General features: G+C 56.3%; 17 protein-coding genes, 1 pseudogene and 1 other annotated feature. Of the genes and pseudogenes, 4 read left to right on the forward strand and 14 right to left on the reverse strand.

All coding sequences use genetic code 11. The annotated features are described in order from the left end of the window. Nucleotides 1-49: 49 nt before the first annotated feature. The 9 genes from hisIE to hisL all read right to left on the reverse strand — a co-directional run bounded on the left by hisIE (nucleotide 50) and on the right by hisL (nucleotide 7,340). Nucleotides 50-661, reverse strand: coding sequence for a bifunctional phosphoribosyl-AMP cyclohydrolase/phosphoribosyl-ATP diphosphatase HisIE (hisIE, locus tag GKQ23_RS09195; protein ID WP_056233236.1), 612 nt, complete (start codon nucleotides 659-661; stop codon nucleotides 50-52). After that, entirely contained in the window at nucleotides 655-1,431 is a 777-nt protein-coding gene (gene hisF, locus GKQ23_RS09200; RefSeq protein ID WP_056233235.1) for an imidazole glycerol phosphate synthase subunit HisF, read from the reverse strand. Before hisF ends, hisIE begins: the two co-directional genes overlap by 7 nt. After that, on the reverse strand, nucleotides 1,413-2,150 hold the full coding sequence (gene hisA, locus GKQ23_RS09205; protein ID WP_212410505.1) for a 1-(5-phosphoribosyl)-5-[(5-phosphoribosylamino)methylideneamino]imidazole-4-carboxamide isomerase: 738 nt from the start codon (nucleotides 2,148-2,150) through the stop codon (nucleotides 1,413-1,415). Before hisA ends, hisF begins: the two co-directional genes overlap by 19 nt. 5 nt (nucleotides 2,151-2,155) lie before the next feature. Next, nucleotides 2,156-2,746 carry an imidazole glycerol phosphate synthase subunit HisH gene (hisH, locus tag GKQ23_RS09210; protein ID WP_056233231.1) on the reverse strand — a complete coding sequence of 197 codons (591 nt, stop codon included), beginning with the start codon at nucleotides 2,744-2,746 and terminating at the stop codon, nucleotides 2,156-2,158. Continuing rightward, complete coding sequence (hisB, locus tag GKQ23_RS09215; RefSeq protein ID WP_212410507.1) at nucleotides 2,746-3,813, reverse strand: bifunctional histidinol-phosphatase/imidazoleglycerol-phosphate dehydratase HisB; 1,068 nt, start codon at nucleotides 3,811-3,813, stop codon at nucleotides 2,746-2,748. Before hisB ends, hisH begins: the two co-directional genes overlap by 1 nt. Further along, nucleotides 3,810-4,898: a histidinol-phosphate transaminase gene (hisC, locus tag GKQ23_RS09220; protein WP_056233227.1), complete on the reverse strand. Its 1,089-nt coding sequence runs from the start codon at nucleotides 4,896-4,898 to the stop codon at nucleotides 3,810-3,812. The genes hisB and hisC overlap by 4 nt, the downstream gene beginning before the upstream one ends. After that, the gene (hisD, locus tag GKQ23_RS09225) at nucleotides 4,898-6,202 is read right to left on the reverse strand and encodes a histidinol dehydrogenase (protein WP_212410509.1); all 1,305 of its coding nucleotides are present in this window, start codon (nucleotides 6,200-6,202) and stop codon (nucleotides 4,898-4,900) included. Before hisD ends, hisC begins: the two co-directional genes overlap by 1 nt. Nucleotides 6,203-6,206: 4 nt before the next feature. After that, the gene (gene hisG / locus GKQ23_RS09230) at nucleotides 6,207-7,106 is read right to left on the reverse strand and encodes an ATP phosphoribosyltransferase (RefSeq protein ID WP_056233224.1); all 900 of its coding nucleotides are present in this window, start codon (nucleotides 7,104-7,106) and stop codon (nucleotides 6,207-6,209) included. An 88-nt stretch (nucleotides 7,107-7,194) separates the two neighbouring features. Further along, nucleotides 7,195-7,317 (reverse strand) — a sequence feature (His leader region). After that, a complete protein-coding gene (gene hisL, locus GKQ23_RS09235) occupies nucleotides 7,293-7,340 on the reverse strand; it encodes a his operon leader peptide (protein ID WP_100396937.1) in 48 nt (15 codons plus the stop codon). (Overlaps the previous feature by 25 nt.) Nucleotides 7,341-7,517: 177 nt before the next feature. On the opposite strand from hisL, the gene GKQ23_RS09240 reads away from it, so the two are divergent. Further along, nucleotides 7,518-8,348: an SDR family oxidoreductase gene (locus GKQ23_RS09240; protein WP_212410511.1), complete on the forward strand. Its 831-nt coding sequence runs from the start codon at nucleotides 7,518-7,520 to the stop codon at nucleotides 8,346-8,348. Nucleotides 8,349-8,465: 117 nt separating this feature from the next. Here GKQ23_RS09240 and GKQ23_RS09245 read toward each other — a convergent pair whose 3' ends face one another. From GKQ23_RS09245 to puuD, 3 genes are read right to left on the reverse strand one after another with little or no spacing between them, the layout of a single operon-like run. Next, the gene (locus GKQ23_RS09245) at nucleotides 8,466-9,743 is read right to left on the reverse strand and encodes an FAD-binding oxidoreductase (RefSeq protein ID WP_305827365.1); all 1,278 of its coding nucleotides are present in this window, start codon (nucleotides 9,741-9,743) and stop codon (nucleotides 8,466-8,468) included. Nucleotides 9,744-9,789: 46 nt separating this feature from the next. Further along, a complete protein-coding gene (gene puuR, locus GKQ23_RS09250; RefSeq protein ID WP_212410515.1) occupies nucleotides 9,790-10,344 on the reverse strand; it encodes an HTH-type transcriptional regulator PuuR in 555 nt (184 codons plus the stop codon). Continuing rightward, nucleotides 10,341-11,102: a gamma-glutamyl-gamma-aminobutyrate hydrolase gene (gene puuD, locus GKQ23_RS09255; RefSeq protein ID WP_212410517.1), complete on the reverse strand. Its 762-nt coding sequence runs from the start codon at nucleotides 11,100-11,102 to the stop codon at nucleotides 10,341-10,343. The genes puuR and puuD overlap by 4 nt, the downstream gene beginning before the upstream one ends. 230 nt (nucleotides 11,103-11,332) lie before the next feature. On the opposite strand from puuD, the gene GKQ23_RS09260 reads away from it, so the two are divergent. Then, nucleotides 11,333-12,748, forward strand: a complete 1,416-nt coding sequence (locus GKQ23_RS09260; RefSeq protein WP_056233214.1) for a glutamine synthetase family protein — start codon at nucleotides 11,333-11,335, stop codon at nucleotides 12,746-12,748. A 478-nt stretch (nucleotides 12,749-13,226) separates the two neighbouring features. After that, nucleotides 13,227-14,585, forward strand: coding sequence for an APC family permease (locus GKQ23_RS09265; RefSeq protein WP_056233212.1), 1,359 nt, complete (start codon nucleotides 13,227-13,229; stop codon nucleotides 14,583-14,585). Nucleotides 14,586-14,866: 281 nt separating this feature from the next. Here GKQ23_RS09265 and GKQ23_RS09270 read toward each other — a convergent pair whose 3' ends face one another. After that, nucleotides 14,867-16,816, reverse strand: coding sequence for a pentapeptide repeat-containing protein (locus tag GKQ23_RS09270; RefSeq protein WP_212410519.1), 1,950 nt, complete (start codon nucleotides 16,814-16,816; stop codon nucleotides 14,867-14,869). A 519-nt stretch (nucleotides 16,817-17,335) separates the two neighbouring features. Here GKQ23_RS09270 and GKQ23_RS09275 point away from each other — a divergent pair. Continuing rightward, nucleotides 17,336-17,588, forward strand: a pseudogene (locus tag GKQ23_RS09275) (putrescine/spermidine ABC transporter); the annotation flags it as partial. A 188-nt stretch (nucleotides 17,589-17,776) separates the two neighbouring features. Here the strand turns inward: GKQ23_RS09275 and GKQ23_RS09280 are convergent. Next, nucleotides 17,777-18,601 (reverse strand): hypothetical protein, encoded by an 825-nt coding sequence (locus GKQ23_RS09280; protein WP_212410520.1) that lies wholly within the window; start codon nucleotides 18,599-18,601, stop codon nucleotides 17,777-17,779. Nucleotides 18,602-19,060: the final 459 nt, after the last annotated feature.

Raw genomic sequence — 19,060 nt, forward strand, 5'->3', positions numbered from 1 at the left:
TCTTGCCAGCGATGGCAAAAAAGCGGGGCGCAGAACGCGCCCCACAGGATTACTTATGACGCTGACGCAGATTCTCAATAATCGTCGACAGGTTCAGATCCTGATCCTGCAGCAGCACCAGCAGGTGATAGATCAGGTCCGAGGCTTCGTTGGTCAGCTCGTGACGGTCGTTCACCGTGGCGGCCAGCGCGGTCTCCACGCCCTCTTCACCAACCTTCTGCGCGATGCGCTTGGTGCCGCTGGCGTACAGCTTCGCGGTGTAAGAGCTTTCCGGGTCAGCGTGCTTGCGTTCGGCCAGCAGCTGCTCCAGCTGGTAAAGGAAGGTCCAGTCCGCCGCCGCCGGCGAGAAGCAGCTGGACGTGCCGAGGTGGCAGGTAGGCCCCACCGGGTTAACCAGCAGCAGCAGCGTGTCGTTATCGCAGTCCGGGGTGATGCTGACCACGTTTAGGAAGTGCTCAGAGGTTTCACCCTTGGTCCACAGGCGCTGTTTGGTGCGTGACCAGAAGGTCACCTTACCGGTGGCCAGGGTTTTCTCCAGCGCTTCCTGATTCATATAACCGTGCATCAATACTTCACCGGACACGGCGTGCTGCACGATGGCCGGCATCATGCCGTCCGTTTTTACCCAGTCCAGCCGGGCCAGCTGTTGTTCTGTTAACACGCGCGGATCTCCACACCTTGTTCAATCAGGAACGCTTTCAGTTCACCGATATTGATAATCTGTTTATGGAATACGGACGCGGCCAGCGCGCCGTCCACGTCGGCATCACGGAACGCTTCGTGGAAGTGCTCCATGGTGCCGGCACCGCCGGAGGCGATCAGAGGCACCTTGCACGCCGCACGCACCTTCTGCAGCTGCAGCAGGTCGTAGCCGTTACGCACGCCGTCCTGGTTCATCATATTCAGTACAATTTCACCGGCACCGCGTTTCTGCACTTCCTGCACCCAGTCGAGGGTTTCCCACTGGGTTACGCGGGTGCGGCTCTCATCGCCGGTGTACTGATTGACGTGGTATTTGCCGGTCTCCGCATCGTACCAGGTATCAATACCGACCACGATGCACTGCACGCCGAAGCGGTCCGCCAGCCGGGTGATCAGCTCCGGGTCGGCCAGCGCCGGGGAGTTGATCGAGATTTTATCCGCGCCGTAAGAGAGCAGCAGCGCCGCGTCTTCCACCGACTTAATGCCGCCCGCCACGCAGAACGGGATATCGATCACTTCCGCCACGCGCGAGATCCAGCTCTTATCGACCACGCGGCCGTCGGACGAGGCGGTGATATCATAAAATACCAGCTCGTCCGCGCCTTCCTGAGCATAGCGCTGCGCCAGCGGCACGATATCGCCGATGATTTCGTGATTGCGGAACTGCACGCCTTTGACCACCTGGCCGTCGCGCACGTCGAGGCAGGGGATTATCCGTTTTGCCAGCATGAGATCGCCTCCGCGGTAGTGAATTTCTCTTCCAGCAGGGCGCGACCGACGATCACCCCCTGCGCGCCGCTGCCGCGCAGGGCGGCGATGTCGTCCAGCGAACCGATGCCGCCGGAGGACTGGAACGCGATCTGCGGGAAGCGTGCGGACACTTCCTGGTACAGCGCCACGTTAGAGCCGCTGAGCGTGCCGTCACGCGAAATATCGGTGCACAGCACGTGCTTCAGGCCGAACGGCAGGAACTGTTCAATCACCTCTTCCAGGGTGATGCCGCCGGCTTCCTGCCAGCCGCTGATCGCCACTTCCTTGCGGTTGTTCGCATCAATGCGCACGTCCAGCGCCAGCACGATCGCTTCCGCGCCGTACTGCTCAAACCAGCGCTGCACCTCTTCCGGCTGCTTCACCGCGGTGGAGCCGACCACCACGCGGCTGGCGCCGGCATTCAGCAGCGCCTCCACGTCCTGCGCGGTGCGGATGCCGCCGCCAACCTGCACCGGCACGCTGACGCCCGCCAGCAGGCGGGTCAGCAGCGGGATCTGCCGCGCAGCCGGGTCCTTCGCGCCGGTCAGATCCACCAGGTGCAGCAGCTGTGCGCCCTGCGCCTCGTACGCCTGCAGGCGCGGCAGCGGATCGCTGCCGTAGTCGCGCTGCTGGCCGTAATCACCCTGATGCAGCCGCACCACCTTGCCATCAATTAAATCTAACGCCGGAATAATCATGCCGGTTACATCTCCAGGAAGTTTTTCAGCAGCTGCGCGCCGGCGGCACCGGAGCGTTCGGGGTGGAACTGCACGCCAAAGAAGTTATCTTTCTGCACCGCGGCGGTAAAGGCTTCACCATAGTTGCACTGGGCGATGGTGTGCGCGTTCACCGGCATGGCGTAGCCGTGCACGAAGTAGAAGTAGGCGCCGTCGTCAATGCCGCGGAACAGGTGGTTGCCCGCCTGTGAAGTGATCTGGTTCCAGCCCATATGCGGCAGCGGCAGGCCGAGGTCCTGCATTTTATCCACCGACTGGTCGATGATACCGAGCGTCGGCACGCCGCCGCTCTCATCGCTGCCGGAGCCGAGCAGCTGCATGCCGAGGCAGATCCCCAGCACCGGCTGGGTACAGGCTTTGATCAGCTCGATCAGATTGCGCTCGCGCAGCTGATCCATCGCCGCCTGGGCGGTGCCGACGCCCGGCAGAAACAGCTTATCGGCGTTGAGCACGATATCGGCTTCGCGGCTGACCTGCGGGTCGTAGCCCAGCCGCTGGATCGCCCACTTCACCGACGACAGGTTAGCGCAGCCGGTATCGAGGATCACCACGTCCATTACAGCACTCCTTTCGAGCTGGGCAGGGTGTTACCCTCCACGCGGATCGCCTGGCGCAGGGTGCGGCCGAAGGCTTTAAACAGGCTTTCGACGCGGTGGTGGTCGTTTTTGCCTTTGGTACGCAGGTGCAGGGTGCTGGCCATCGAGTAGGAGAGCGAGCTGAAGAAGTGCTCGACCATCTCGGTGCTCAGGTCGCCGACGCGCTGGTAGCTGAACTCGGCTTTATATTCGAGGTGCGGGCGGCCGGAGATGTCCAGCGCGCAGCGCGCCAGGCACTCGTCCATCGGCAGCACGAAGCCAAAACGGCCGATGCCGCGCTTGTCGCCCAGCGCCTTCAGCAGCGCCTCGCCCAGCGCCAGGCCGGTGTCTTCCACGGTGTGGTGATCGTCGATGTACAGGTCGCCCTTTACGTCGATGTTCATACGGAAACCGCCGTGGGTGCAGATCTGATCGAGCATATGGTCAAAGAAGCCGACGCCGGTGTTGATCCTGCTGTCGCCTTCGCGATCCAGCCACACTTCCACCTTAATCTGCGTCTCTTTGGTGTTGCGGTTGACCAGCGCGTAGCGGTCGCGCTTTGTCAGCTGCTGCTGAATGCTGCTCCAGCTCACGCCGTCTTTGCCGTACAGCAGGCCGGTAATGCCCATGTTTTCTGCCAGCTGCACGTCGGTGACGCGGTCGCCGATCACATAGCTGCTTGCGGTGTCCAGCGCGCCTTCGGCCAGCCAGGCTTCGACCATTTTCGTCTTCGGCTTGCGGCAGTCGCAGCCGTCTTCCGGCTTGTGCGGGCAGATCAGCACTTCGTCAAACTTCACGCCCTGCGAGCTGAGGATCTGCATCATCAGATCGTGCGGGCCGTCGAAGTCAGCCTGCGGGAAGCTGTCGGTGCCCAGTCCGTCCTGGTTGGTGATCATCACCAGCTTAAAGCCGGCGGTCTGCAGCGCCAGCAGGGCCGGGATCACGTCCGGCTCAAACGCCAGCTTGTCCATGCGGTCAACCTGATAATCTTCCGGCGGCTCAGAGATGATGGTGCCATCGCGATCGATAAAAAGGACTTTCTGACTCATGCTTGCTCCGTCGACCCGGCAGCACCGGGCAGGTTTTTAAGGGCGGCGACCACGCGGTCGCACTCTTCACGGGTACCGATGGAGATGCGCAGGCATCCGGCCAGACCCGGCTGTTTGTTTTGGTCACGCAGAATAATGCCCTGGTCCCATAGCGATTTAAACACCGCGCTGGAGGCCGCGAAGCGCGCCAGAATATAGTTGGTGTCGCTGCTGAACACCTGCTCGACGATATCGAGGGTGCGCAGGTCGGCAATCAGCTGTTCACGGTTGGCAATCAGCTGCGCCACGTGCTCGCGCATCAGCGCAATGCCCTGGTCGCTCAGCGCCTGGCCGGCGATATCCGCCACCGGGGTGGAGAGCGGGTAAGGGGCGATCACCTTCATCAGCAGCGCGATCACCTCGGCGCTGGCCAGGGTAAAGCCGCAGCGCAGGCCGGCCAGCGCAAAGGCTTTCGACAGCGTGCGCAGCACCACCAGGTGCGGATAGTCCTTCAGCCAGCCGCTCAGCGAGGCCTGCGGGCAGAACTCAATATAGGCTTCATCGGCCACCACCAGCGCTTTGCCGCGGGTCATCTCCAGCAGCTGACGGATGTCGTCCGGGTTGACCAGATTGCCGGTCGGATTGTTCGGGCTGCAGACGTAGACCAGCTTAACACCGTCCAGCTGGTCGGCGATGGCCGGCAGGTTCAGCTGCCAGTCTTCGCCGGCCTCAACCGTGCGGTACTCGATGCCGATGGTTTCGGCGCTGACGCTGTACATGCCGTAGGTCGGCGGGCAGAACAGCACCGCGTCTTTACCCGGCTCGCAGAAGGCGCGCATCAGCAGCTCGATGCCTTCATCGGCACCGCGACTCACCAGCACCTGGTCGGCGTTCAGCCCGGCGTAGGCGGCGTAACGCTCGATCACCAGCTTCGGCTGGCACTCCGGGTAGCGGTTCAGCGTCTGCTGGCTCAGTTCAAACGGCACCGCCAGCGGGTATTCATTGGCGTTCAGCCAGACGTCGCCGTTGCCGCCGAGGCGGCGCGCGGACTGGTACGGGGTCAGCGCGCGCACGTTGGCGCGGGCCAGGTTCTCAATCGCACTCATCACTGCTCCTTCAGCGCGGCAACGCGCAGCGTAACGGCATTCTTGTGGGCGACCAGCTGTTCGGCGGCGGCCAGCGTTTCAATGGTGGCGGCGAGGCCGAGGAACCCGGCGGGCGTCAGCTCCTGCACCGTCATGCGCTTCTGGAAATCGGCCAGCCCGAGGCTGGAGCTGGTCGCCGTGTAGCCGTAGGTCGGCAGCACGTGGTTGGTGCCGGAGGCGTAGTCGCCCGCCGACTCCGGCGACCAGTCGCCGAGGAACACCGACCCGGCGCTGGTGATGCGGTCGACCAGATCGCGCGCCTGGCGGGTCTGAATAATCAGGTGCTCCGGCCCGTAGCGGTTGCTGATCGCCACGCACTCGTCCAGGTCGCGCAGCACGATCAGGCGGCTGCTCTCGAGGGCTTTGGCGGCGGTGGCCGCACGCGGCAGGGTCTGCAGCTGACGGGCCACGGCGTCGGCCACGGCTTCGGCCATCGCCAGCGACGGGGTCAGCAGGATCACCTGTGAATCCGGCCCGTGCTCGGCCTGCGACAGCAGGTCAGAGGCGACGAAATCCGGGGTTGCGCCTGCATCGGCGATCACCAGCACTTCCGACGGCCCGGCCGGCATATCGATCGCCGCACCGTCCAGACGCTGGCTCACCTGGCGTTTAGCTTCGGTAACGTACGCGTTGCCCGGCCCGAAGATTTTATCCACTTTCGGCACCGACTCGGTGCCGAGCGCCAGCGCGGCAATCGCCTGCGCGCCGCCCACCTGGAACACCTCCTGCACGCCGCACAGCTGCGCGGCGTAGAGGATCTCATCGGCGATCGGCGGCGGCGAACAGAGCACTACGCGGCCACAGCCGGCGATGCGCGCCGGGGTGGCCAGCATCAGCACCGTGGAGAACAGCGGCGCAGAGCCGCCGGGAATATACAGGCCCACCGAAGCCACCGGGCGGGTAATCTGCTGGCAGCGCACGCCGGGCTGGGTTTCGATATCCACCACCGGCAGCTGCTGCGCCACGTGGAACTTATCGATATTCGCTACCGCAACCGCCATCGCCTGTTTGATCTCATCGCCGAGCCTTGCAGCGGCGTCGGCAATCTGCTGCTCGCTGACGCGCAGCTGGTCCACCTCGGTCTTATCAAAGGTGGCGCTGTAGTAGCGCAGCGCGTCGTCGCCCTCGGCTTTCACCTTCTCGAGGATGCCGCGTACCGTGCTGCTGATGCTGTCAGAAGCCGCCAGCGCCGGGCGCTGCAGCAGCGCCTGCTGCTGCTCTGCGCTGCACTCCTGCCAGATTACGGGGGTCATCACGATTGACATCGGCTTACTCCATCATCTTCTCAATCGGCAGCACCAGAATTGAACTGGCACCCAGCGACTTCAGCTTCTCCATGGTCTCCCAGAACAGCGTTTCGCTGCTGACCATGTGCATCGCCACGCGGCTCTTGTCGCCGGCCAGCGGCAGCACGGTAGGGCGTTCGGCGCCCGGCAGCAGGGTGATGATCTCTTCCAGACGGTCGCTCGGCGCGTGCAGCATGATGTACTTGGACTCACGCGCCTGAATCACGCCCTGAATACGGGTCATCATTTTGTCGATCAGTTCCTGCTTGTTGGCCGGCATTTCGCCGTCGCGCTGGATCAGGCAGGCTTTCGAGCGGTAGATCACTTCCACTTCACGCAGGCCGTTGGCCTCCAGCGTGGCACCGGTGGAGACCAGATCGCAGATCGCGTCGGCCAGACCGGCACGTGGAGCAACTTCAACTGAGCCGTTCAGCAGGCAGGATTTGAAGCTGACGCCTTTCTCATCGAGGTACTTTTTCAGCAGGTGCGGATAAGAGGTGGCGATGCGGGTGTTGTGCAGGCACTCGGGGCCGGTGTATTCGTCATCGACCGACATCGCCAGCGACAGGCGGCAGCCGCCAAAATCAAGGCGGCGCAGGGTGGTGTAACGCGGATCTTCGCCCTGTGAGCGGCGGGTCAGCAGCTCCTCTTCCAGCACGTTCTCACCAATAATACCGAGGTCAACCACGCCGTCCATCACCAGGCCGGGAATATCGTCATCGCGCACGCGCAGAATATCAATCGGCATGTTCTCGGCGAAGGCGATCAGGCGCTGCTGCTGTAAGTTGATTTTGATACCGCAGCGGGCGAGTAATTCGCGTGAATCATCGCTTAAACGGCCTGATTTCTGCATAGCTATGCGTAAACGGGTGTTATCTAACATCGGTTAATCTTCCTTTTCCTGTCTGATCTTGTGGTGTTTGCTTCGCGCTCAACGTCTTGACTCTGCGTTCTGGCGGCGATTTAAATCAAAAAAAAAGCCCCCGGAAGGTGATCTTCCGGGGGCTGAGTTCGCGTTCTGCACCGCTGGAAGATCCTGAACGTCTCCCAGCACACATCGCCTGAAAGACTAGTCAGGGTGATGGTGGTGATGATGGTTAAACTGAACGCGGGTCATAGTAATCTCTTTGCATGAATGTCTATTCATATCGTGACAAATAACCTACCCAGAATAGCGTCCCCGCGCAACCCTTTTTTGTTAACGGCGGAAAGATTCTCTCATCAACTGTCGGTTGTCACCCGGCGGTGGCTGGCGTAGCCTGAACGGGCAACGGCGAAAATCACAGGAGCCAGGATGAAAAAGGTCGCGATAGTAGGGCTTGGATGGCTGGGCATGCCGCTGGCGTTGTCGCTGACGGCGACGGGCTGGCTGGTGAGCGGCAGCAAAACCACGGCGGACGGCGTGGAGGCGGCACGCATGTGTGGCATTGACGGCTATCAGCTGTCGCTGAACCCGGAGATCGTCTGCGAGGCGGACGATCTGGCGGCGCTGCTCGACGTCGACGCGCTGGTGATTACCCTGCCGGCCAGTCGTACGGCCGCCGGCGGTGAAAACTACCTGCTGGCGGTGCAGCAGCTGGTGGACAGCGCGCTGGCGGCGGGGGTGCCGCACCTGGTGTTTACCAGTTCGACTTCGGTGTACGGCGACCGGCCGGGGCTGACCGATGAAAACAGCCCGTTAACGCCGGTGACGGTGGCCGGGCACACGCTGCAGGATCTGGAGAGCTGGCTGCATCAGCTGCCGAATACCTCCGTCGATATTCTGCGGCTGGCCGGGCTGGTCGGCCCCGCGCGCCATCCGGGGCGCTTCCTCGCCGGCAAAGAGGGGCTGAGCAACGGCGCACAAGGGGTCAACCTGGTGCACCTGGAAGATGTGGTTGAGGCCATCCGCCTGCTGCTGACCACGCCGGGCGGCGGGCGCATCTACAACCTCAGCGCGCCGCTACACCCCGCCCGCCAGCAGTTCTACCCGGAAGTGGCACGCCAGCTGGGGCTGACGCCCCCGACCTTTGTCGCCGATAGCGCCACCCGCAACGGCGGTAAGCTGATCGACGGCAGCAAAATCTGCCGCGAACTGGGCTTCAGCTATCGCTACCCCGATCCGGGGAAAATGCCGCTGGCCTGAACTGCGCACGGCGTCACCGCCGCGTCCGGTTGCAGAGCAGCACGACCATTCATACAGCCGGTCACCCGCTGCGCACCGTCTGGTCCGGCCTGATGCCGGGCGGGGGGTGATGCGGCGTCATACCCCCAGCCGGTCGCGCAGCGCATACCAGGCCGCGCCAATGGCGGTCAGCGGTACGCGCAGGCGGCGGCCACCGGGGAACGGCAGATGGGGCAGGCCAGCGAAGGCGTCGAAGCGCTCTGCGTCGCCTCTGAGCGCTTCGGCGATCAGCTTGCCGGCCAGGTGGGTAAGGGTAACGCCGTGGCCGCTGTCGCCCTGCATAGCGTACACGCCGTTCTCCAGCCGGCTGAACTGGGGCATGCGCGACAGGGTCAGCAGGAAGTTGCCGCTCCAGGCGTAATCAAATTTTACGCCGGCCAGCTGCGGGAAGGTTTTCAGCAGCTTCGGCCGGATTAGCGCCGCCACGTCCTGCGGCTCGCGCGCGCCGTACACTACGCCGCCGCCGTAAAGCAGCCGCCGATCGGCGGTCAGGCGGAAGTAGTCCAGCAGATAGTTACAGTCCTCCACGCAGTGATTGTTCGGCAACAACGACAGCGCGAGATCCGCGGAAAGCGGGGCGGTGGTGATAATCTGCGAACCGCAGGGCAGGCTTCTACTGGCCAGCCGTGGCTCAAGGTGCGGTGCCAGATAGGCGTTGCCGGCAAAGATCACAAACCGCGCCCGCACCTCGCCACCGGCGGTGGTGATGCGGTGCGGGGCGCCGTAGGTGACGCCGGTAACGGCAGACTGCTCGTAGATACGCCCGCCGTGGCGGCGAATCGCTTCCGCCTCGCCCAGCGCCAGGTTCAGCGGGTGCAGGTGCGCGCCGCGCAGGTCCAGCAGCCCGCCGACGTAGCGCTCGCTGCCTATTTCACGGCGAATGCCGGTTTGATCAAGCAGCTCCAGATGGTGATTACCGTAGCGCTGCCACACTTTTTGCTGGCTCTCCAGATGCCGCATCTGCCGCGCGCTGAGCGCGGCGAAAATACCGCCGGGGCGGTAGTCGCAGTCGATGGCGTAGCGATCGATGCGGTCGCGGATGATCTCCGCGCCTTCGAACATCATACTGCCCAGCAGGCGGGCGCTCTCTTTGCCGTAGCGCTGCTCGATCACGTCGATATCGCGGCTGTAAGAGTTCACCACCTGGCCACCGTTGCGCCCGCTGGCACCAAAACCGACCACCGCCGCTTCCAGCAACACCACGTCGTAACCTGCTTCGGTGAGGAATAACGCCGACGAAAGGCCGGTAAAGCCGCCGCCGATCACGCAGACGTCACACTCAACCTGCCCCTCCAGCCGCGGCCAGCGCGGGTGATCGTTGGCCGTTGCGGCGTAATAACTGTTCACATGCTCCATCACCTGCTCCTTGTTAAGATAACCCGCCTGCCGGCTGGCGGTACGGTCAGAAAGTGGCCGGCGTATGCGCGCTGATAATGCGGCAATACGTGGCGGATACGTTGCTGAAACTGTGGGGCTGCGCGGTATCAATGACGTAACTCTGCCCGGCGGTGAGCAGATAGCTCTGGCCGTTCAGCGTCAGGGTAATCTCGCCTTCCAGCAGGGTGCCGGTCTCCTCGCCCTGATGGCGCAGCTTCTCGCCGGTGGTCGCCCCCGGCGCATAGGTCTCCAGCAGCATGCCCAGCGTGCGCTGCGGACGGCTGTTCGGGATCAGCCGCAGCGACACCCCCTGGCTGCCCATCTCGATCAGTTCGCTGGCTTCAATCACCACCCTGGGCGGCCGGGAAACGGGATCGGAGAAGAACTCCGACAGAGACATTCCGTACACCTTCAGCAGCTTTTGCAGGGTGCTGACCGCCGGGCTGACTTTGTCCTGCTCAATGGTGCTGATGGCGCTGTGGGTCAGGCCGGCCAGTTCGGCAACCCGGCGTTGCGACAGCCCTTTCTCCTGGCGCAAATCGGCCAGCCGACGGCCGGGTGCAAGTGTGGTATTGGTCATGCGCGGTATTCCTGATGAAAGTGCTGACAGGCGGCGATAAAACCGTCAAACAGGCTGCGTGAAAGCGCCGACTCGCGGCTGTGCCATTCGGGGTGCCACTGCACCGCGAGCGCAAACGGATGCTGACGGTGGCTGACCGCCTCCACCAGACCGTCTGCCGCCCGTGCTTCTGCGCGCAGCTCAGCGGGCAGCGAACGGATCCCCTGCTGGTGCAGCGAGTTCACCGCCTGCGGCGCAGTGTGGCCGAGCAGCGCCTCCAGCACGCCGCCCGGCTCCGGCCAGACGTCGTGAGCCGGGGCATACTGTTGCTCCAGCGGCAGCGACGCGTCTTCCCGGTGATCCTGCAGGCCCGGTACCCGCTGCACCTGGCGGTGCAGCGAGCCACCGCAGGCGACGACCAGTTCCTGTAACCCGCGGCAGATGGCGAACAGCGGCATCTTTTGTGCCAGTGCAGCGTTGACCAGCGCAAAAGCCAGCCGGTCGCGGCCAGGATCGGCATCGGCCTCTTCGCCCGATTCGCCGTAGTGGTGGGGTTCGATATTGCTCGGGCTGCCGGTCAGTAAGATGCCATCCAGCGCGGACAGCGCGCGGTCTAAAAGGGAAGGAGAGTACAGCCCGTGCGGCAGCGCCAGCGGAACGCCACCGGCCTCCTGCACCGCGTCCAGGTACTTGTTATGTACCATCTGCACCGGGTGGTCATGGCGATCGGCCTGGCACATCACCACGCCAATCAGCGGCCTGTCAAAAATAGTGTCCATCCCACTCCCTGCTGCGTTGTAAAAAATATCAACCGGAATGGCGCGTGAAGCGCCGGACTGTGCAATATATTTTCAATCTAGCAACCGGGTGGTCAATATTCAAACGTGATCGGGCTAAAAAAGTCGCATTCCTGCGCGTTGCGCAGCCTATGCGTAAGCGCTATGTTAAATATGTGGCTGTTATTTTGAGCAGCCTTCCTCTCAGCTGGCACAACCTGACGGGTGGCATTATGACCAATATTGTCGAAGTGGAAGATTTCACGCGTTTAAGTGAAGAGAAACGAACCAGCGCGTTCCAGGCAGAAGTTGCTGGCTACCTGGAACGCTATCCCGAAACCCAGTATGTCGATATCCTGCTCAACGATCTTAACGGCGTGTTTCGCGGTAAACGCCTCCCCATCACCAGCCTGCGTAAGCTTGAGAAGGGCTGCTACTTCCCGGCCTCGGTGTTCGCCATGGACATCCTTGGCAATACCGTTGAAGAGTCCGGGCTCGGGCAGTCGCTTGGTGAACCGGATAACCTCTGCCTGCCGGTTGGCGGCACGCTAATTCCCTCCGCGGCAGACCCGCAGCACCTCGCGCAGCTGTTGCTGACCATGCGTAATCAAGATGGTACTCCCTTTGACGTTGAACCCCGAAACGTGCTCGATGCGCTGTGGCAGCAGCTGCGCAAAAGAGGACTCTCTCCGGTGGTAGCGGTAGAGCTGGAGTTCTATCTGGTCGATAAGGAGCGCGATGCGGAAGGGTATATCCAGCCGCCGTGCGCGCCGGGCAGCGACGAGCGTAATCTGCAAAATCAGGTCTATTCAGTCGATAATCTCGATCATTTCGCCGACGTTCTCGGCCAGATAGACACCATCGCCCGTTTGCAAAACATTCCGGCGGACGGCGCGCTGGCCGAAGCGTCACCCGGCCAGTTTGAGGTCAACCTGCACCACACCCGCGACGTGCTCAGCGCCTGCGACGACGCGGTGCAGCTGAAGCGCCTGATCCGCCAGGTGGCGGAACAGCACGGCATGAACGCCACCTTTATGGCAAAACCCTATGAAGAGTTTGCCGGCAGCGGTATGCACGTGCATATCAGCCTGTTTGACGAGGCGCAGCGCAACGTCTTTGCGCTGGAAGACGGGGGCGACTCCCCGCTGTTGAAACGTGCGCTGGCAGGAATGATCGATCTGCTGCCCGCCTCAATGGCGCTGCTGGCCCCCAACGTCAACGCCTACAGGCGTTTTCTGCCGGACTCCTACGTGCCGCTGCAGGCCTCGTGGGGGCACAACAACCGCACCGTGGCGCTGCGCATCCCCTGCAGCGACCGCCATAACCACCGGGTGGAGTATCGGGTGGCCGGCGCGGACGCCAACCCCTATCTGGTGATGGCGGCGATCCTCGCCGGCATCCTGCACGGGCTGGACAACCCGCTGCCGCTGCCGGCGGCGATTACCGGTAACGGCCATGAAGCCGACGGCAGGCCGCTGCCGACCCGCCAGAGCGACGCGCTGGTCGCCTTTGAAGAGAGCCTGGCGCTGCAGAAACAGCTCGGCCAGCGCTTCGCCTTTGTCTGGCACAGCTGTAAGTACCATGAACTGATGCATTTCGAGCGGCTGGTTACCGCCACTGAAATTGACTGGATGCTGAAAAACGCCTGAGGTTAGCGTACGGGTTGCCAGGGCCCGTAAGCCCGAACAGACGCAGGTATCCGCTTTTGTTGTGAATAATTGTTACCGCCCGGCAAAGGGGCTTGCCATCGCGCGCTATTTTGGGGCAAAATATTGCCTCTGCAAAAAGAAGACCATCGCAACCGACGCTGATTTACTCCGGCGGCCGGTTTTTTTTTGTGCAGGAAAACGCAATTTCGCACCAAACGAGGCCGGTTAAATGCCGGATAGATAGTCGCTTTTACATACGCGTAGAGACGTGTTTTTACTGAGGAAACAACAATGGGGCAACACCACCTTACTCCCGTCAGCGCCGGTATCCGCCAGCGCGACGACTACGGCGCCGCGTCAGGTTTCACCTGCACCCCCGCCCGTACTACTCTGACACCTCAAATGAAAAACTCGCGCACTACGCGACGTTTCCCTGTGGTTCAACCCGGCAAGGTTGACGCTATGGGGAGGCTGAGCCATGTCGCTTAATACCTCCGCGCAGCCACGCGCACACCTGAAAAAAACGCTGACGTTGTTGCCTGTCGTAATGATGGGGCTGGCCTATATGCAGCCTATGACATTGTTCGATACTTTTGGCATCGTTTCCGGCCTGACCGATGGTCACGTGGCTACCGCATACGCATTTGCGCTGATTGCTATTCTGTTCACCGCGCTGAGCTACGGCCAGCTGGTGCGTCGCTTCCCGTCCGCGGGTTCGGCGTATACATACGCACAGAAGGCGATCAGCCCCCACGTCGGCTTTATGGTCGGCTGGTCTTCGCTGCTTGATTATCTGTTTATGCCGATGATCAACATTCTGCTGGCGAAGATTTACTGGGAAGCGCTGGTCCCCGGCGTCCCTTCCTGGATCTTTGTGGTTCTGCTGGTCGGCTTTATGACCCTCTCTAACCTGAAGGGCATTAAAACCGTCGCCAACTTTAACAGCGTTATCGTGGTGCTGCAGGTCGCGGTCATGGTCGCCATTATGGCGATGGTGGTCTGGGGCGTGGCGCACGGCGAAGGGGCCGGTACGCTGGTCAGCACTAAGCCGTTCTGGTCGGAGAACGCACACGTGGTGCCGATGATCACCGGGGCGACGATACTCTGCTTCTCGTTCCTCGGCTTTGACGGCATCAGTTCGCTGTCGGAAGAGACCAAAGACGCTGGACGGGTGATCCCGAAAGCCATCTTCCTCACCGCGCTGATTGGTGGGGTGATCTTTGTGGTGGTCTCCTACTTCCTGCAGCTCTACTTCCCGGATATCTCACGCTTCAAGGATCCGGACGCGTCGCAGCCAGAAATCATGCTCTACGTGGCGGGTAAAGCCTTCCAGTTCGGCATTCTGATCTTCTCCTGCGTCACCGTGCTGGCCTCCGGCATGGCCGCCCACGCGGGCGTTTCGCGTCTGATGTACGTGATGGGCCGTGACGGCGTGTTCCCGGAGCGTTTCTTCGGCTACATTCATCCGAAGTGGCGCACCCCGTCGCTGAACGTGCTGCTGGTGGGTGCGATCGCGCTGCTGTCGATCAGCATGGACCTGGTCACCGCCACCGCGCTGATTAACTTCGGTGCGCTGGTGGCGTTTACCTTCGTTAACCTGTCGGTGATTTCGCAGTTCTGGATCCGTGAAAAGCGTAACAAAACGCTGAAGGACAACGTCACCTTCCTGATCCTGCCGCTGCTCGGTGCGCTGACCGTGGGCGCGCTGTGGGTTAATCTGGAGGAGAGCTCGATGGTGCTCGGCCTGATCTGGGGCGCGGTTGGCCTGATCTACCTGGCCTTTGTCACCCGCAGCTTCCGTAACCCGGTGCCGCAGTGCAGTGAAGATTTGATGTAATTGTCTGAGACGGGTAATTCCTGACTAAACGATCGTGCTGTTGTACAAAAATCCGTAATCTTCCAGTGATTACGGATTTTTTTATGCTACTTTGCGTTGGCTGGCCTACGATTCAGGTACCCTTTTTAATAAATAACGTATTGTCCGATTTCCTGATGTTTTTCCTCTAACTCATAATCATCATGAGCTGTTAACTGGCTTATAAAGTATATAAATTAATGGGCAAAATTCTTTATGGTCACGTTTTTCATGACCATAAAGTTATTTTGAGGTAAGGTGACTTATGCCCAAACAGGTGGGATTATTTTAGATATAACTTCATTGAAACTTGCTTTTGCATGTTCAGTCATTATTGAAGCAAGTATGGCCGTACAAGTGAATGCATCGTTCAATCCAAGTAGTCTGTTTTTCCAATCATTGAAATTACCACCTGTTACTTCTGGGTTTAATTCATTTGCTTTGCTCATCAAAGCATAGGCATAATCCCTCAATACCTGAGGAGATTCACTTTCTGTACCAAAAACTGAGCTTGATGAATATCTGGAAAACATTGCTGCAAGACTGAGTAAAGTTTGAGATTTGACGGTGTTGTTTTTTGAGTCGAGATCGAATGCAGAAATTAGTTTTTCATAGTGCTCTGTTATAAGCATAGTTTCTTTTGCACTATCATTTGGGCGAGTCAATATTTTTGCGAATATATCATTAAGCTTCAATTGATCATCAGTTCTAACCAACTTAAGTTCAGCAGGCACAGTTTCACCCGACAAAACTGATTTAAACCGATCATGATAATCAGATAGATTCAGAGTCGATAATAAATTAAAAATACTGGAATGATTGAGGTCATAGGTGTAGCTGTCCTCAAATATCTTGAAATCATTACCAAACAGTTCTTTTTGATTAATATCGCCTGCAGCCTGACATTCATTATTATCGTAAAGATAAAAATGATCCCATTGTACATTGGTTGCGGTTTTCTCAAGATGTAACATTTTACTTATATTGTTTTGATCAATAATCATAGCCTTGTTATTATTAATTAGAATATAATTCAGGCTGCTTTTATCAGACCAGTCTGGTTCTTTTTCACCATTACCGAATTCTTCTTTTTCGACAAAAGGTTTAACTTCATCCATACTAAGATATGTACTATACAGCGATCTGGCCTGATTCTGAAGTTCTAAATTATCATTATGATTGCTGAGTACCATTAATTGAATAAAAGAACCATTGTTGCCAATGGTGTGTTTATGAAATTCTGCATCATTGGTGGTTTGAGCGATAGTTTTTACACAAAGAGATAAAGCTTCTGGTGATAATTTTTTCAGGGTAATCTTATCATTAGCATTTTGCAATTCACTACTTACTACTTTTGTAGTGAAGTTTTTTATTATATCACTTTTCATATAATAATTTTTTGAGTTAATGTTTTTTAATAACGATGCTCTTGGGAAAGAGGCTGGATTGATATCGAGATTGCTATCTTCAATAGATCTCACAATTTTTTCCATAAGAGTCGTCTTGAGGTCGGAATAATTATCACTTATAGTGCTAATTGTATGAAAGAGTGTACTGTCATTATTCAAGTCATTTAATAGGACATCTATGTCATAATCACACCATCGATCGGGTAGATCGAAGGAAATAGTTGCATTGTCAAGTTTTGAACCAGAGTAATCTGCTGAATTAGCGATTACTTTTGTGCCAATAAGGCTTGCGTTAGAGAAACTAACAGAGGTGAAAAGGGTATTGCTTAAATCGACCCCATCTATATATGAACCAGAGAAGTCATCAGCTTCCTTATTAAATCTTTCAATAATGCATCCTGACTTATTTGCATTGTGAAAATTACAATCTCTCAAGTCTTTACCAGAGAGATCATATTTATAAAGCATTTTATCGCTAAAGTCTTTTATTTCTGGGGGTTGTAATTTTTCGGGTTTCTCTGGTAATGATTTTACAATGCTCGAAATGGAAGTGTCATGAAATTGATTACTTTTCAATGATTCAATGCACTTTAGCAATGAGCTGTATTTTTCTGCTTTTATCTGGTGAAAACCTTTGCAACCAGATGATCTTTCCAGCAATATATCTGCAGCAGCCATTTTAACACTTAATATTTTTTCTGCAAATTTGATATTTTTTTCAGAAGGCTTGTTTTTGGCTAACTCAACAGCTGCAGTTGCACTATTGATATATTTAGCCTTGAAATATAGTGATATGTTGTTCATAAGGTTCCTGGTGAATTGTTAAATCATAGGCAATAAGTATTTTTATATACTAGGGTAACGAGTCTTAAATAATAGACTTTTCTTGATTTATCTTTTTTTTATTTTTTCTAGACTAAAGCACCGTAATTATGATGGGTTTTTGGGTTGATTTCTATTTCCCAGGGATGTTGTTAATCAACTCTGAAAACGGTTGCAATTTATACTGATTTTATTTTTTCGTCTATCAAAAAACGACATTTAAGTCGTATGGTTTAACATTGTCGGATATTTTAAAACATAGAGAGCTCATCCACTCATCATTCCTGTGACCCTAATTTATCTGGTTCAACCTTCTTGTGAGTTGACAGAACAGCCAGTGAACATGTCCGGTTCAGTAAGGGAGACCAGGCAAGCTGGCCGGATCCACGGCACATGTTAGCCAGCCATTGTGGCTTATGACACCCACTTGCGGGTATTCTAAAACAGCGCTTTTGACTGAGCATTTTTATTCTGGTCTTCCTGGTGGTTGCTGGTCAGCAGTTTCAGCTGCTTTATTTGTCGGTGATTTCGCAGTTCTGGATCCGTGAAAAGCATAATAAGACGCTGAAAGACAACGTCACCTTTCTGATCCTGCCGCTGCTCGATGCGCTGACCCTGGGCGCTGTGGGTTAACCCGGAGGAGAGCTCAATGGTGCTCGGCCTGATCCGGGGCGCGGTTGATTTGATCTACCTGGCCTTTGTCACCCGCAACTTCCGTAACCCGGTGCCGCAGTGTAGTGAATATTTGATGTAAAAAAATGCTCTTCGGTCTATCGCCGGATTCAGCCCGGTGACCTAAGAAAATAAAAAAAGCCGCAACGAATGACGTTGCGGTCTTTTTATAACGCGGTGTGATGGTGCCAGGTTACAAACCAGTTTGCGGGTCAAACCGCACTTTTAATGACCGGGCATTATTGTGAACAGTTTATCTGACTTGTTTTTTCAGAACTTTACATTGGGATAGTCTAAATTATTAACATGGTCATTAATTTCTGCCGCAAACTTAACCAGGTCGGTTTGGTGTGTGGTACGATCAAATCGGCCAACTTCATCAGGTTGATTAAACTCCAGATTTCTTGAGTCAGATATATATCCTTCAGCCTTATTCAAGAGATTTTTCGCATCCTTTAATTGTTCTGATATATGCGGAATTGATGTCCATTTATTTAAATCACGGTGATTATGTCTCTGGTTTTGGAGTGAATACTCCCTCTCAACTTTGACCAGTGTTGATGGGAATAACCTGCGAGTTGTGGCTGAATTTTCCCTGAAAATACTGAGACTTCTTTTATTGATATTTTTTATTGCTTCTTCTTTACTTTCTTTTGAAGGAAGGCTTTCGATGGTTTTATTTAATTCTTCTTCAAATGAATTTGCTTTTCCCTTTATCACTTCCATTTTGTTTTTGATGGTTTTCACTGCTTCATTAATTTCTTTCGTGAAGCTATCCTTCGCGACTTTAACACGATCTGCTATCCCTTCTGGGGAAAGTTTTTTTTCCAGCAAATTACAGGCATTATTTAAAACAAGTGATTTTTTTTCATATTTTTTTGAGTTTTGTTTCTCCAAAATATCAGCCATCTTGTAAAGTTTTTCTCTTGTTTTTTTATATTCATTACAACTAAAGCCTTCAGGTGTGTTTTTAATTGTTTTCAAAAGCTTTTGAAGATTATTGGTGGAGACTCGACTTTTACTACTCACTTTATCAGCAATCGAATTAATAATTTCTCGAGATTGAAAAACTGAGCAACTTGAAACGGAAGACATATGATTTTACCTGATGATATTAATAATAGCTAAAAGAATCATGATATTTATACCAGCACGCCTTTTTTAATTCTTTCAAAAAACGCTAAAAAACCGACCGGCCTCTCCATACCAATAGCCAGGCATTGCCGGTTACGACATACACTTGCGGACATACAGAGGCATCGCTTTTGACTGGCCTGTTTTCGCCTCATTCCCTTCATACTGGCTCCCCAGCATCTATACAGCTGCGCACCGATATTATCTGAGGCGAAAAAGGGCTCAGCTTCGACGTACAGCGTCATCACTTTTTTGTGGATCTCCGTGTGCTGGCCATTGTCAACGGAAGCTTGCTTAACCCCGTGCCGCAGTGCATTGAAGACTTAATGAATGACGTTGCGGCGTTTTTTTCATAACGCGGTTTAATGGTGGCAGGTTACAAAATCAGCTTGCGGACGTACTCATACTGCACTTTTAATG

The sequence above is a fragment of the Erwinia sp. E602 genome (assembly GCF_018141005.1).
In the GTDB taxonomy this organism is placed as follows: Bacteria; Pseudomonadota; Gammaproteobacteria; order Enterobacterales; family Enterobacteriaceae; genus Erwinia.

Bases quoted from the DNA above. Each gene is read 5' to 3' on its own strand.
- hisF (WP_056233235.1), bottom strand. From the start codon at position 1,431: ATGCTGGCAAAACGGATAATCCCCTGCCTCGACGTGCGCGACGGCCAG.
- hisA (WP_212410505.1), bottom strand. From the start codon at position 2,150: ATGATTATTCCGGCGTTAGATTTAATTGATGGCAAGGTGGTGCGGCTG.
- hisH (WP_056233231.1), bottom strand. From the start codon at position 2,746: ATGGACGTGGTGATCCTCGATACCGGCTGCGCTAACCTGTCGTCGGTG.
- hisB (WP_212410507.1), bottom strand. From the start codon at position 3,813: ATGAGTCAGAAAGTCCTTTTTATCGATCGCGATGGCACCATCATCTCT.
- hisC (WP_056233227.1), bottom strand. From the start codon at position 4,898: ATGAGTGCGATTGAGAACCTGGCCCGCGCCAACGTGCGCGCGCTGACC.
- hisD (WP_212410509.1), bottom strand. From the start codon at position 6,202: ATGTCAATCGTGATGACCCCCGTAATCTGGCAGGAGTGCAGCGCAGAG.
- hisG (WP_056233224.1), bottom strand. From the start codon at position 7,106: ATGTTAGATAACACCCGTTTACGCATAGCTATGCAGAAATCAGGCCGT.
- GKQ23_RS09240 (WP_212410511.1), top strand. From the start codon at position 7,518: ATGAAAAAGGTCGCGATAGTAGGGCTTGGATGGCTGGGCATGCCGCTG.
- GKQ23_RS09245 (WP_305827365.1), bottom strand. From the start codon at position 9,743: ATGGAGCATGTGAACAGTTATTACGCCGCAACGGCCAACGATCACCCG.
- puuR (WP_212410515.1), bottom strand. From the start codon at position 10,344: ATGACCAATACCACACTTGCACCCGGCCGTCGGCTGGCCGATTTGCGC.
- puuD (WP_212410517.1), bottom strand. From the start codon at position 11,102: ATGGACACTATTTTTGACAGGCCGCTGATTGGCGTGGTGATGTGCCAG.
- GKQ23_RS09260 (WP_056233214.1), top strand. From the start codon at position 11,333: ATGACCAATATTGTCGAAGTGGAAGATTTCACGCGTTTAAGTGAAGAG.
- GKQ23_RS09265 (WP_056233212.1), top strand. From the start codon at position 13,227: ATGTCGCTTAATACCTCCGCGCAGCCACGCGCACACCTGAAAAAAACG.
- GKQ23_RS09270 (WP_212410519.1), bottom strand. From the start codon at position 16,816: ATGAACAACATATCACTATATTTCAAGGCTAAATATATCAATAGTGCA.
- GKQ23_RS09280 (WP_212410520.1), bottom strand. From the start codon at position 18,601: ATGTCTTCCGTTTCAAGTTGCTCAGTTTTTCAATCTCGAGAAATTATT.